Annotated in this window: 14 protein-coding genes; 12 read left to right on the top strand and 2 right to left on the bottom strand. The window is 30.2% G+C overall.

Features of this window, described 5'->3' with window-relative positions:
• Positions 1-58 precede the first annotated feature (58 nt).
• Entirely contained in the window at positions 59-1720 is a 1662-nt protein-coding gene (locus tag MBBWO_RS01700) for a tRNA uridine(34) 5-carboxymethylaminomethyl modification radical SAM/GNAT enzyme Elp3 (protein WP_116669164.1), read from the bottom strand.
• Between the two features lie 118 nt (positions 1721-1838).
• Here MBBWO_RS01700 and MBBWO_RS01695 point away from each other — a divergent pair, with 118 nt between their 5' ends.
• From MBBWO_RS01695 to MBBWO_RS01685, 3 genes are read left to right on the top strand one after another with little or no spacing between them, the layout of a single operon-like run.
• Entirely contained in the window at positions 1839-2072 is a 234-nt protein-coding gene (locus tag MBBWO_RS01695) for a PRC-barrel domain-containing protein (RefSeq protein WP_116669163.1), read from the top strand.
• An 18-nt stretch (positions 2073-2090) separates the two neighbouring features.
• Positions 2091-2393 carry a DUF2098 domain-containing protein gene (locus MBBWO_RS01690; RefSeq protein ID WP_116669162.1) on the top strand — a complete coding sequence of 101 codons (303 nt, stop codon included), beginning with the start codon at positions 2091-2093 and terminating at the stop codon, positions 2391-2393.
• Between the two features lie 30 nt (positions 2394-2423).
• Positions 2424-2906: a DUF308 domain-containing protein gene (locus tag MBBWO_RS01685; RefSeq protein WP_116669161.1), complete on the top strand. Its 483-nt coding sequence runs from the start codon at positions 2424-2426 to the stop codon at positions 2904-2906.
• A gap of 17 nt (positions 2907-2923) precedes the next feature.
• Here MBBWO_RS01685 and MBBWO_RS01680 read toward each other — a convergent pair whose 3' ends face one another.
• Positions 2924-4993 carry a DEAD/DEAH box helicase gene (locus MBBWO_RS01680; protein WP_116669160.1) on the bottom strand — a complete coding sequence of 690 codons (2070 nt, stop codon included), beginning with the start codon at positions 4991-4993 and terminating at the stop codon, positions 2924-2926.
• 210 nt (positions 4994-5203) lie between these two features.
• Here MBBWO_RS01680 and MBBWO_RS01675 point away from each other — a divergent pair, with 210 nt between their 5' ends.
• The 9 genes from MBBWO_RS01675 to dapB all read left to right on the top strand — a co-directional run bounded on the left by MBBWO_RS01675 (position 5204) and on the right by dapB (position 12378).
• On the top strand, positions 5204-5464 hold the full coding sequence (locus MBBWO_RS01675; RefSeq protein WP_116669159.1) for a thioredoxin family protein: 261 nt from the start codon (positions 5204-5206) through the stop codon (positions 5462-5464).
• 58 nt (positions 5465-5522) lie between these two features.
• On the top strand, positions 5523-6590 hold the full coding sequence (cbiD, locus tag MBBWO_RS01670; RefSeq protein ID WP_116669158.1) for a cobalt-precorrin-5B (C(1))-methyltransferase CbiD: 1068 nt from the start codon (positions 5523-5525) through the stop codon (positions 6588-6590).
• Positions 6591-6599: 9 nt separating this feature from the next.
• Positions 6600-7679, top strand: coding sequence for a glycosyltransferase (locus MBBWO_RS01665; protein WP_116669157.1), 1080 nt, complete (start codon positions 6600-6602; stop codon positions 7677-7679).
• An 8-nt stretch (positions 7680-7687) separates the two neighbouring features.
• Positions 7688-8554 carry a shikimate kinase gene (locus MBBWO_RS01660; RefSeq protein WP_116669156.1) on the top strand — a complete coding sequence of 289 codons (867 nt, stop codon included), beginning with the start codon at positions 7688-7690 and terminating at the stop codon, positions 8552-8554.
• Between the two features lie 177 nt (positions 8555-8731).
• Positions 8732-9070, top strand: a complete 339-nt coding sequence (locus tag MBBWO_RS01655) for a chorismate mutase (RefSeq protein WP_116669155.1) — start codon at positions 8732-8734, stop codon at positions 9068-9070.
• Positions 9057-9254 (top strand): 30S ribosomal protein S17e, encoded by a 198-nt coding sequence (locus MBBWO_RS01650; RefSeq protein ID WP_116669154.1) that lies wholly within the window; start codon positions 9057-9059, stop codon positions 9252-9254. The genes MBBWO_RS01655 and MBBWO_RS01650 overlap by 14 nt, the downstream gene beginning before the upstream one ends.
• A 179-nt stretch (positions 9255-9433) precedes the next feature.
• On the top strand, positions 9434-10654 hold the full coding sequence (locus MBBWO_RS01645) for an aspartate kinase (RefSeq protein WP_116669153.1): 1221 nt from the start codon (positions 9434-9436) through the stop codon (positions 10652-10654).
• Positions 10651-11544, top strand: coding sequence for a 4-hydroxy-tetrahydrodipicolinate synthase (gene dapA, locus MBBWO_RS01640; protein WP_116669152.1), 894 nt, complete (start codon positions 10651-10653; stop codon positions 11542-11544). The genes MBBWO_RS01645 and dapA overlap by 4 nt, the downstream gene beginning before the upstream one ends.
• Positions 11545-11556: 12 nt before the next feature.
• Positions 11557-12378, top strand: coding sequence for a 4-hydroxy-tetrahydrodipicolinate reductase (dapB, locus tag MBBWO_RS01635; protein ID WP_116669151.1), 822 nt, complete (start codon positions 11557-11559; stop codon positions 12376-12378).
• The last annotated feature ends 6 nt before the right edge of the window (positions 12379-12384 follow it).

Below are 12384 nucleotides of genomic sequence, written 5' to 3'. Positions count from 1 at the left end.
TTCCCTAAGTATTGTTAGTAATTATACGAATAATTATATATAAAGTTTTCTTAATTAATTATATTAATTTTTTGCTCATATAGGGTCCTTTTCTTTCATAACCAAATTTACGGTAGTAATTTCTTGTTCCAATTCCACTAATTATAGATATTTCTTCTTTTCCATTGTCAATAGCTATATTTTCAGCTTCTTTTAATAATTTCTCTCCAAATCCAGTATGCTGTCCTACAGATGGGCCTTGTTTACCAATCTGTATTAAATTACCATAAACATGTAATTCACGAACAAGAGCACTGGTTTTGTCAATTTCAGGACGATGTGCTTTAGAAGAAGGCATTCTTAATCTTAAAAATCCAGCGATTGTTTCTTCGTTGTAATCTTCAACTGAGATAAAGGTTTCTTCACCTTCACAAGCTTTATATGATTCTTTAAATAGCTGATAATCATCAATTGTGTAATTGTTAGTTGTTTTTTTATGTCCTATTTCACGACAACGGATACATTTACAATTAATATTTTCTTCATCTAACCTGTTGTAAACTAATTCTCCAAGATTTGATTTTTGAACACCTGCATCAATTAAGGTTGAAGGAATATCTCTTTGAATACGCATTGTTCTAACCCATTTTGGAAGAATTTCCTTAATTTTAACAATTAATTCTACGGCTTCTTCATCGTTATATGGTTCATATTTGCCTTCTTTCCACAGATCATATAATTCACTACCTTTAGTTACAAGGCAAGGGTATATTTTAAGCATGTCTGGTTTAAAATTATCATCACTAAATAATTTTTTAAACATTTTTAAATCTTCTTCAGGGCTTAAAAATAATCCAGGCATCATATGCATAGCTACTTTAATTGCAGAATCCCTTAAAATTCTGTTGGCATCAATTGTATCTTGTAAGGTATGGCCTCTTTTGATTTTCTTGTAAATATCATCGTATAAGGTTTGAACACCAAGTTCCACCCTTGTAACTCCCATTTTTAACATTCTATTAACATGTTCTTCTTTACAGAAGTCGGGGCGTGTTTCAAAGGTCATTCCAACACATCTTACTTTGGATATTTCATTTGCTTTTTGAACATCATCAATTAAAACATAGTTTGAAGGTTCATAAGTCTTTAAAATACCTTCTTCATAGGTTTTGATTTTAATTGGATCCATGTCATAATCAGAATTAGTTTCTTTTTCAAGAATTAATCCAAAATCAACCATTGCTTTTAGGCATTGTGAAACAAACCATTCTTGATAACATAAATCTCTTGAAGGGAAGGTTCCTCCCATTATAATTAATTCTACTTTATCAATAGGGTGTCCAATTTTCTTTAGCTGTTTTAACCGGTTAAAAGTTTGAACATATGGGTGAAACTCAAACATTCTTCCTCTTAAAGCTGCAGGTTCTTCACCAGTATAACTTGGAGGAGCTACATCACTTGCTGGACAGTAAAAACATCTTCCATGAGGACAATTATGGGGATGACACATTACAGCTACTATAGCTACTCCAGAAAGTGTTCTTGTTGGCTTTTTCTTTAGAATGCCTGATACAATCTCTTTTTCTTCAGGTGTAGCATATTCTAAAATATTGGAGTTGCTCATAAATTTTGTTAGTTTTAAATCTCTACAAAGCTGTCTTTTTTCAACTTCCAACTCTCTTCTAGTTGATATTTTTCCGCTTTTAATGTCTTCAATCAGTATTCGACAAGCTTTTTCCATGTATTTCACCCATTTTATTTTTTAATAGTTAATTTTATATATAAAAGTCATTATAATATTTACTGTTTATGGTGTTAATATTCTTTAGAGGGGATATTAATTTAAATAAGGTGAAATAATGCGTATTAAAGAATTTTTAGGAGCAGCAGTTTTAGATAAAAATGCTGTTGAAGTGGGTGAAATCAACGATTTGGAATTTGACCCTGAAGAAGGAGCTTTTGATAAAATCGTAATCTCTCTTAAAAGCGGAATCTTTTCTAAAGAGACTGTTGAAGTTTCCTATGAGAATATTGCTGCAATTGGAGATTATGTTTTATTGGACATTGAATTACCTAAAAAAGCGGATGATTAATTAATTGAGGTTTTCCTTATGGTAGTAGATGCAAGGGAAAAAGAAATTAATGTAGGAAATCAAGTTCGCTACACTGAAACTGGAACTATTGGTGAAGTTTTAGAGATTAAAGAAGAAAATAATGCTACCTGGGTTAAAATTGATAAAACTGGTATGTGGTATGTTTCTGATTTAGTTGAAGTCTTAGATGAAAAAGATATGAAAGAAACAACTTCCTATAAAGAAAACAGTAAAGATGTAGACATTGAAGATATTAAAAAATTCAAAGAAGATTTAGAAAATGTCGAATTAGATTCAAATGTTGCAGAAGGAGGAGGTTAATCTTCTTTCTTTTTCTTATAGGTGATAAAAATGGATAATAAGACAATTTTGGGTATTATATCTATTATTTTAGGTATTTTAATAATAGCATTCCCTCTTGCAAGTAACTTTATTTTCTCAGTACTTTTAGGAATTTCTTTCCTTATTTTAGGAATATATTATTTAATGATAGGTTGCAGTTTTTGGAAATACTCTAAAGCTAGTTCTGTTATCTATCTGTTGATAGGTATACTGTCTGTAATTCTTGCTTTAAATTTAATGTTCAGTATTTTAGGATTTGAAATATTTGTTGGATTCTACTTCTATTTAGTTGGATTTATGTTATTAATTTCAGGTATTATAAGATTAATAACTTCTAGTGTAAAATCAGCTTCTTTATTATCAATAATTCTCGGTATTTTGATGATAATTTTAGGTGCTTTTGCATTATTAAGTCCAGTTTATGTAGCTATTCTTATTGGTATTTCTGTAATTGCTGAAGGTATTGATTTGTTAATTAGTAGAGACTTTTAAATCTCTACTCTTTTTTTTTAATTTTCTACAAATTTTTTAATATTTGCTGCTAATTTTGGTCCAATTCCATCTATTTTTTGAAGTTCTTTTTCTGAAACTGATGTTAAATCATTACCGAAGGTTTTAACTAGATCTCTAGCTCTTTTTCTTCCAAGGCGTTTAACACCAACTACTAATGGTATTATATCTTCTTTAACACCATAGTATAATCTGGCTGATAAATAGTCACAGTCTTTAAGGAATCTGTAATCTTCAAGAACTTCCAATGTCTCTTTAACAAATTTAACTAAGCGAGACGCCTCATAAGCTGATCTTCTTGTTGATGCAGAATAAACATGGTATGCAACTTCAATTTCATATTCTGTTCTCTCATTAATCCATTCAATTAAAGAAACTGTGGTTGCTTCTTCATTACCAATATTAACTGCAAACAGTCCTTCTTTAGATAATTTTTCACGTGTAGGATCTTTACTTTTTCTTCCTTTAAATGAAATTAAAGGCATATCTGGAGTTTGTGATAATGCATAGATAAGTTCTGAATCATTGAAGCTATCTATATGTGAAAGATATTCTCTAATTTTAACAGCAGTTTTCACAGCATAATCTGATCTAGCTATTAATTTTCCAAATTCAGTAGTTCTAAATCCTCCAGGAGTTGCATTTATTATATCATTTTTAAGTAAAAATTCTAATGAGGATTCTAACTCCCATTGGATGCTGTCTGCTGCAAATAGTGACATTGAAGGATTGTTCTGCATTTGGAAACCGTAAAATGTTTTTTCAAAGAATTCTTTCAAATCATTAATATCTTTTGAAAGTCCACTGTCTATTTGAGCAATAATCTGTTTATAAACGGCATCTTTATTATCAACTAATTTTGAGTTGGTTGTTTCAATGTCTCCTTCAACATATCTCTCTTGAAGGTCATAAGCTTCATCAAAGGTTTTAGCTATTAAGTAAGAATAACCAACACTATCAAATTGAGGTCTTCCTGCTCTTCCAGACATTTGTTCATAATCAAAAACAGGTATTGATTGAGGTCCATTACTTGTCCAACGGGTATAATCACGTATTATGACATATTTTGAAGGTAAATTAACTCCATACATTAAACTTGGAGTGGCAGTTATCATTAAAATATTGCCTTTTCTGAATTCATCTTCAATAATTTCCTTCTGTTCATTAAAAAGACCTGCATGGTGGAAAACCACTCCTTTTTCAGCACATTCAGCTAATTTTAAACAGGTGCTTGTTGCAAGGGAACCTTTTTTCTTTGGAACTTCAAGGAGTTTTTCAGATACTTCTTTAAAGGTTTCTCTTTGTTCTTTTGTAATTTTCTTTGAGATTTTTTTAGCAATATGTGTAGCTAAACTTTCTGTAAATCTTCTTGTTGAAACAAAGCTTAATGCTTGAGCATCATCTGATATAACCTTGTCAAGAATCTTAACAATTGCATCATTTTTATTTTTAGTTCCTAGCATCTCAATATCAAGAACCTCTTTATTTAAAGGAATTGGTCTGTAATCATGTTCAATACAGGTTCCATCCATCCATTCTTCAATTTCTTCTATGTTTTTTAGAGTTGCTGAAAGTGAAATTATTCTCATTGAAGGGTTTATTATTTTTGCTCTTGTAATTGCTGCCTCAAGAGTAGGGCCTCTTGTAAACTCTCCAATCATATGGAATTCATCAATAATTAATGTATCTACTTCTCTTAGATGGTTCCATGATAATCTTGTAAGTCTGTCAAATGATTCAAAAACCATTACTGATAAATCACAGTTTGAAGGGTACTTCCCAACACTTATGTCATTTTCTTCGAATTTTTTAAATTCTTTAACCTTTTCATTTTGAATTGAGAGTAATGGGGCTAAATAGACGGCTTTTCCACCATCTAAAATTGTTTGTAGAGCAGCCATAACTCCTAGCACAGTTTTTCCACTAGCTGTAGGTATACATATGATGTAGTTTTCATTATTTTCTAAATATCCACTTTCAATAACTGCTTTTTGTGCAGGATTAAATTCTTTAATATATGGATAAGCATCATTTATTATTTCTTTTATATCAGATGGTATATTTTCCATATTTATCCTCAAAATTAAGTTTTTAATAAAATTAATATTATATTGAATTAGATGTTATATTAATAAATCTATTATTTATAATCAATTTTTATTTTAATTTCTTAAATTTGGTTCATTGCTTTTTTAACTTTGTATATGTGCGAACATTATATATATAAGGAATTATAAACTTATTTCATAAAAATATTAAATTAATGGAGAGATGTAATAATGGCAATTAAAGTAGAAGTATTTTCATCTGATTCATGTCCTCACTGTCCTGGGGCTGTTAAAGTTGCAGAAGAAGCAAAAGCTGATTTAACTGATTTAGATATTGAGTTAGAAGTTGTAAATATAAACACTGATGAGAACAGAAAAAGAGCAATTGATTATCAAATTATGGCTGTTCCTACAATTGTTATTGATGGTCAAGTTGAATTCATTGGTGCTCCTTCTAAAGAAGAATTTGTTGCAAAATTAAAATCTATTTAAGTTAATTACCTTTAATTAACTTCTATTTTTATTATTTTTACAAATAAGTTGTATTTAAATGTCAAATCAAAATTTCACAGGAGTTACTACAGGTTCTATAGCTACTGCCTGTTCTTTAGCTGCTTTAAAAGCTATTATCTCTGGTAAAACATTTAATTCAGTTATGATAGATGCGCCTGATACATCTTTGAATATCTTTATTGATAAAACAGATATTGTTGGTGAAAATTCAGCTATTTCTTATTCTCATAAATGCCCTTATAATGATCCTGATGTTACAGTTAATTTAACTATTCAGTCAGAAGTTCAATTGCTTGATAAAGAAGGGTCTGATGATGTTGTTATAACTGGTGGAAAAGGTGTTGGCAAAATTACAAAACCTGGTCTTCAAATTGAACCTGGACAGCATGCAATTAATCCAGTTCCTCGTGAAATGATAAAAAATAATCTTTTCCCACTTATTCCTGAAGGTAAAATGGTTAAAGTGAAAATAAGTGTCCCTGAAGGTGAAGAAATAGCTAAAAAAACCATGAATCCTAAATTAGGTATTGTTGGGGGAATTTCAATACTTGGAACCAAGGGCATTGCCCGTTCAATGTCTTCTAAAGCATATAAGGATTCAATTGTAACTCAAATTGATGTGGCTATTGCGTCTGAAATTAAAAATTTAGTTTTTGTACCTGGTAATATTGGTGAAAAATTAGCTATTAAAAAATTAGATGTTTCTAAAGAAGAAATTATTCAAACAGGCAATTATATTGGTTTCATGTTTGAAGAAGCTAAAAAGAGAGGAATTGATTCTTTTTTATTTTTTGGCCATATTGGAAAAGTCATTAAAGTTGCTGGTGGAATTTTCAATACAAAGCATGCAGTTGCAGATGGGCGTAAAGAAATAATGATTACTCATGCTGCATTAAATGGTGCTAATTTAGATGTTATTAAAAAATTATATGAGTCAAAAACAACTGAAGATATGCTGGATATTTTAGATAATGCAAATTTAAAACTTAAAGTATGTAACAGTTTAGCTGATGCGATTTCTGAAAGGTGTAAATTAAGATTTGATTTGGATATTAAAGTTATTCTTGTTGATATGGAAGGAAATTATTTAAATGATAATTTTTGAGGTTTAATAATGAAAATTGCAATGGTTGGTCAGTTTCCACCTCATGTTGGTGGTGTTGGAGTTCATATTCACACTTTAGCTCGTGAACTTGTTAAAAAAGGGCATGAAGTTTATGTAGTTACTTACCCTCATAAAAATTTAGCAGATATTGATGGAATTCATGTTATTGGGACAAAAGGAATTGATATTCCTGGTCTTAGGGGTTTAATGTTTAAAAGAAATGCTAAAAAAGCATTAAAAGACTTAATTAAAAAAGTGGACATTGATATTATTCATGGCCATTATCTCTTCCCTGCAGGAGCAGCTGCTGTAGAAGTTGGAAAAAAATATGGGATTACAACATATGTAACTGCTCATGGTTCAGATATGTTTGAATTGTATAAAAAACAGTTTTTTATGAGAAGTCCTATTAAAAAGATATTAAAAAATGCTGATCATATTCTTGCTGTAAGTAATGCATTGAAAGATGAAATAATCGCTACTGGTGTTGATGGAATTGAAAATAAAATAGATTTATGTTGGAATTCTGTTGATGTAAATAAATTTAATGAAAATCCAGACGATAGCTTTAGAAAAGAGTTAAACTTATCTGATAAACCAGTTGTCCTTTTCGTTGGAAATATAATTAAAAGAAAAAATGTTGATTTATTAATTGAAGCTAAAAAACATTCAAATAATGATTATCAGCTTGTTATTGTAGGGGATGGTCCTTTATTAAATGGTTTAAAAGAAAAAGTTCAAAAGGAAAATATTTCTGATGTCTTTTTCACTGGATCTAGAAGTGATGTTGAAAAGATTATTCCAAGCTGTGATGTTCTTGTGCTTCCTTCATTTTCAGAAAGTTTTGGTTTAGTTTTAATTGAGGCTTTGGCTTGTGGAAAACCAGTTATTGGAAGTAAAGTTGGTGGAATCCAAGAAATTATCACTCCTCAGGTGGGTCTTTTAATAAATCCTCATGATGATAAGACTGTGGTATCAGCTATTGATAAAATCTTGTTTTCAGGTGAATATGATTATTATAAAGCTCATGCAAGAAATAGGGCTATGGATTTTGCAAATATAAATATACCTTACAAAGAGTTAAAATAGGTGATAATTTGAAAAAAGTTGTACGTTCTCCAGGTTCTGCCACTATTATAAATGCAATAGCTACTGGTTTTGGTTCTGCATTTGGAATTGGATTGGATATTGTTTGTAATGCAAAGACACAATCTCATTCAATAACCTGTTCTAATGATGTAGGAGCAGATACTTCTTTAATGGAACTTTGTGTAAGCAATGTTTTTGATTATTATAATATTAATACTGATGAATTTGGTTTAGATATTAAAACTACTTCAGAACTTCCAATGGCTTCTGGTCTATCAAGTAGCAGTGCTCTTTCAAATGCTGTTACAGCTATTTGTTCAAAAATAATTTCTGAAGAATTTAATCTAGAACCTCTTAGTGATTTTGATATTATTAATTTAGCTATTGAATCTTCTCTTAAAGCAAAAGTTACTATTACTGGAGCTTTTGATGATGCAACTGCTTCTTATTTTGGAGGAGTTACAGTAACTGATAATGGTGCAAGGAAAATTCTGATTAAAGAGCCAATGGAAGAGTTACCTGTTTTAGTTTACATGCCTAATTTTATATCTAAATCTGGAAGTTCTGATGTTAATAAAATGAAATTAATGGCTCCTCTTGTTGAAACTGCTTTTGAAATAGCTAAAAATAAAGATTACTTTAAAGCACTTAATCTTAATGGATTAATTTATGCAGCGGCATTAGGTTTTGATTCTTCAATAGCTATTGAAGCTTTAAATGCTGGAGCTTTGGCATCAGGATTGTCTGGAACTGGATCATCATTTGTTGCAATATGTGAAGAAGATAAAATTGATGATATTAAGGAAGCATGGTCTTTATTGGATGGGCGTGTTATTGAAACCTTTAGTGATAATGAAGGTTGCAGCTTTATTTAGCTATGTCTATGGCAAGATATAAAAATAAGAATTGCTAAATATTAAGCTATATCTTTAATATTTTTTTATTATTATTTTAAACATCTTTTTTTACAAAGGTTTAACCTAATTATTTAAATATTATAAGAATATATATTATATTATTATCATTATTCTAGCTTACTGAGGTAATTTGTCATGAATGAATATACAGAGTATAATTTTAAAAATGAAGATGATGCAAGAAATCTTCTTGAACATTCTAGACAGCTAATTGATGATATTGATAATGAATTAGTTGATTTAATATCTCGTAGAACTTCTCTTGCAAAAGATATAGTTTCTGCTAAAGTATATCTCGGTATGGAAATTTATGATAAAAATAGAGAAAAATCTATTCATGATAAAGTTGATAAATTAGCTATTGAGAAAAATATTGATAAAGATATTCTTAATCAAATTATAGACATGTTAGCTATTTTAAGTAAAAATGAACAAAGAAAAATTTTAAGGAGGCATGACGATGGGAAATATTAGAACTTCATTTGTTAAACGTTTAGCAAAAGAATTAGTAGAAACCCATAAAGGTGTTTTCACCAATGATTTTGAAGAAAATAAAAAATTAGTAATGGAATATTCTACTGTTAGTACTAAACATTTAAGAAATAAAATTGCAGGTTATGTAACCAGACTTGTAAGATTAGAACAAACTCAAGAATAAATTTATTTCTATCTTTTTTTTAACTTTTTTTTATTATTTTGTTTTGTTTTTTTATTTTTCAGTTTTATTGCTGCTTTTTCTAAAAAGTTTATTAATATGAATATTTAAATAAATATATAGAAAATTTTTGTTTAATAAAAATTTATTAACACATTTAATCTAAATAGGTGTGAATATTAATGGATTTAGTAGTAGCCAAATTTGGCGGAACTTCGGTAGGAAATGGAGAAAGAATTAGAAAAGCGGCGCAATCTGTTGTAAACGAATATATGAAAGGTAATCAAGTATTAGTTGTTGTTTCAGCTGTTAACAAGACAACTGATGAGTTAATTGATTTATCTGACAAGGCAGTTGGAAAAGGATTAACTGATAAGCAAAAGGCTGAAATAATGGCAATGGGTGAATTAACTAGTATTAGATTATTTGCTGCAACTATTGAATCTCTTGGAGTAAAATCTGAATTCATTGATCCTTATAATGAATTATGGCCTATTGTAACAGATAGTAATCCATTAGAGGCTAAAATTGATTTTTCAACTACAACTAAAAAAGCTAAAGGAATTAAAGATTTGCTTAATCAAGGAATAATTCCAGTTGTATGTGGATTTTTAGGAAAAGGGCCTAGTGGTGAAATTACCACTCTTGGAAGAGGAGGAAGTGATGTCACTGCATTCTTATTAGGGCATTGTTTAAATGCTAAGGAAGTAGTTATTGTTACTGATGTTGATGGAGTAATGTCTACAGATCCAAATAAGATAGAAGAAGCAGAATTACTGGATAAAATATCAGTTGAAGAAATGAGGGACTTAGCTACTCATGGTGCACAAGTTTTACATCCTCATGCATTAAAGTATAAAGATCCATTAATCAATGCTAAGATTATAAACTTTAAAAATGGTGACTTATCAAGTAAAGGAACTAAAATTGTTGGCCCTTTTGAAGGAGACATGATGAAAATTGCTTCATTACATGATAGTCCAATTTCAGTTATAGCTATTGTTGGAGAAGATATGCTTAATAAACCAGGCATTCTTGCAGATTTAACAGCTTGTCTTGCAGAAGATAATATTAATATATTTGGCATTTCAGCAGGTCAAAATTCAATAACTATCTTTGTAAATAAAAATGAAGCTGATAAAGCATATCACTTATTACATAATTTAGTAATTGAATGCGATATATTAAGTTCATTATCTTTAGGAAAGGATATAGCTATGATTACATTAGTAAGTCCAGAGTTTATTGACACTCCAGGCATCATATCTAATATAACTGAACCATTAAGGAAAAATAATATTAATATTGTTGAAATATCTTCCTCACAAACTGCAGTTGTTGTTTTTGTGGAATGGAAAGATGGTGAAAAAGCACATGAATTAGTAAAAGAGGTTTTAAAATGAATTTCGAAGGAACATATGTTGCAATGGTAACCCCATTCACAAAAGATGAAGAAATTGATGAAGAAGGATTTAGGTCAAATATTAACTTCTTAATTGATAATGGAGTTAATGGTTTGCTTGCTGCTGGAACTACTGGTGAATCAGCTACTTTATCTCACGATGAACATAAAAAGGTCATTGAAATATTAATTGATGAAGTTGATGGTCGTGTAGAAACATTAGCTGGAGCAGGCAGTAATTCCACTAAAGAAGCTATTGATTTAGTGAAATTCTCTGAAGATGCCGGTGCTGATGCAGCTTTAGTAATTACTCCCTATTACAATAAACCTCAGCAACATGGTTTGATAGATCATTATCAAGTTATTAGTGATGCCTCTGACATTCCAATAATTGCTTATAATGTTCCATCCCGTACGGGTGTTAATTTAGATGTGGATACAATTGTGGAATTAGCTAAAATTGATAATGTGGATGCTATTAAAGAAGCTAGTGGAAGTATTGATAAAATTTCTGAAATTTACAAAGCTCTTTCATTAGAAGGATTAGAAGAAGATTTTAACATTCTTTCTGGTGAAGATGGATTAACTTTACCTATTATGGCATTAGGAGGAACTGGTGTTATTAGTGCATCAGCTAATGTAGACCCAAGAAGAATGGTTTTAATGGTTGACAGCATGTTAAATGAGGATTACCAAAGAGCACAAGAGCTTCATTATGAAATGATTAATTTAATTAAAGCATTGTTTGTTGAAAGTAATCCTGTACCTGCTAAAACAGCAATGAGGATAATGGGACTTCCTTCTGGACCACTTAGACAACCATTAGCTGAAATGAAAGAAGATAATGTTGAAATTCTTAAAAAAGCTTTAAAAGATTCTAATTTAATTTAAATAGGTTATAATATGATAAAAGTAGCAGTTACCGGAGCTGCAGGTAGGATGGGCTCTGGAATAATTAGAAAAATTACAGAACAAGATGATATGGAAGTTGTTGCAGCTATTGAAATACCAGAAACTCCTTTAGCAGGTGAAGATGCAGGTGTTAGGGCAGGTATTGGTGAAATAGGTGTAAAAATTACAGGTGCTGAAAAATTAGAAGAAACTCTAAAAGAAACTAATCCTGATGTATTAGTTGATTTTACTATTGCTCATGCAGCTGCTGAAACAGTTAAAAAAGCTGCTTCATGTGGTGTTAACTTAGTTGTTGGAACTACTGGTTTTTCAGATGAACAAATGGAAAGCAACATCCAAGCAGTTAAAGATAATAATATTGGTGCAGTAATTTCATCCAATATGGCAATTGGAGTAAATGTATTTTTCAACACTCTTAAAAAATTAGCTCCAATTTTAAATGATTTTGATATTGAAATTATTGAAGCACACCATAATCAGAAAAAGGATGCTCCTTCTGGAACTGCTATGACTGCATTTGAAACAATAGCTGAAGCACTTGAACGTGATCCAGAAGAAGTTGGAGTATTTGGAAGAAAAGGTATGGTTGGACAAAGAACTAAACAAGAAATTGGTGTTCATGCTATCCGTGGTGGAGATATTGTTGGAGACCATACTGCAATGTTTATTGGTGATGGTGAAAGAATAGAATTCACTCACAGAGCACACACTAGGGAAGTATTTATTGCTGGTGTTATTAGGGCTATTAGATATGTTCCTACTGCTGAAAAAGGTGTTGTTAGCAGTATGAATGATGTTCTTGGATTAGAATAGGTGTTG

The organism is Methanobrevibacter woesei (assembly GCF_003111605.1).
Classification (GTDB): domain Archaea; phylum Methanobacteriota; class Methanobacteria; order Methanobacteriales; family Methanobacteriaceae; genus Methanocatella; species Methanocatella woesei.
This window is presented reverse-complemented; position numbering and strand designations above follow the sequence as displayed.

What these genes read in the sequence shown, in the direction of transcription:
- MBBWO_RS01700 (WP_116669164.1), bottom strand. Translation starts at nt 1,720, where the DNA reads ATGGAAAAAGCTTGTCGAATACTGATTGAAGACATTAAAAGCGGAAAA.
- MBBWO_RS01695 (WP_116669163.1), top strand. Translation starts at nt 1,839, where the DNA reads ATGCGTATTAAAGAATTTTTAGGAGCAGCAGTTTTAGATAAAAATGCT.
- MBBWO_RS01690 (WP_116669162.1), top strand. Translation starts at nt 2,091, where the DNA reads ATGGTAGTAGATGCAAGGGAAAAAGAAATTAATGTAGGAAATCAAGTT.
- MBBWO_RS01685 (WP_116669161.1), top strand. Translation starts at nt 2,424, where the DNA reads ATGGATAATAAGACAATTTTGGGTATTATATCTATTATTTTAGGTATT.
- MBBWO_RS01680 (WP_116669160.1), bottom strand. Translation starts at nt 4,993, where the DNA reads ATGGAAAATATACCATCTGATATAAAAGAAATAATAAATGATGCTTAT.
- MBBWO_RS01675 (WP_116669159.1), top strand. Translation starts at nt 5,204, where the DNA reads ATGGCAATTAAAGTAGAAGTATTTTCATCTGATTCATGTCCTCACTGT.
- cbiD (WP_116669158.1), top strand. Translation starts at nt 5,523, where the DNA reads ATGTCAAATCAAAATTTCACAGGAGTTACTACAGGTTCTATAGCTACT.
- MBBWO_RS01665 (WP_116669157.1), top strand. Translation starts at nt 6,600, where the DNA reads ATGAAAATTGCAATGGTTGGTCAGTTTCCACCTCATGTTGGTGGTGTT.
- MBBWO_RS01655 (WP_116669155.1), top strand. Translation starts at nt 8,732, where the DNA reads ATGAATGAATATACAGAGTATAATTTTAAAAATGAAGATGATGCAAGA.
- MBBWO_RS01650 (WP_116669154.1), top strand. Translation starts at nt 9,057, where the DNA reads ATGGGAAATATTAGAACTTCATTTGTTAAACGTTTAGCAAAAGAATTA.
- MBBWO_RS01645 (WP_116669153.1), top strand. Translation starts at nt 9,434, where the DNA reads ATGGATTTAGTAGTAGCCAAATTTGGCGGAACTTCGGTAGGAAATGGA.
- dapA (WP_116669152.1), top strand. Translation starts at nt 10,651, where the DNA reads ATGAATTTCGAAGGAACATATGTTGCAATGGTAACCCCATTCACAAAA.
- dapB (WP_116669151.1), top strand. Translation starts at nt 11,557, where the DNA reads ATGATAAAAGTAGCAGTTACCGGAGCTGCAGGTAGGATGGGCTCTGGA.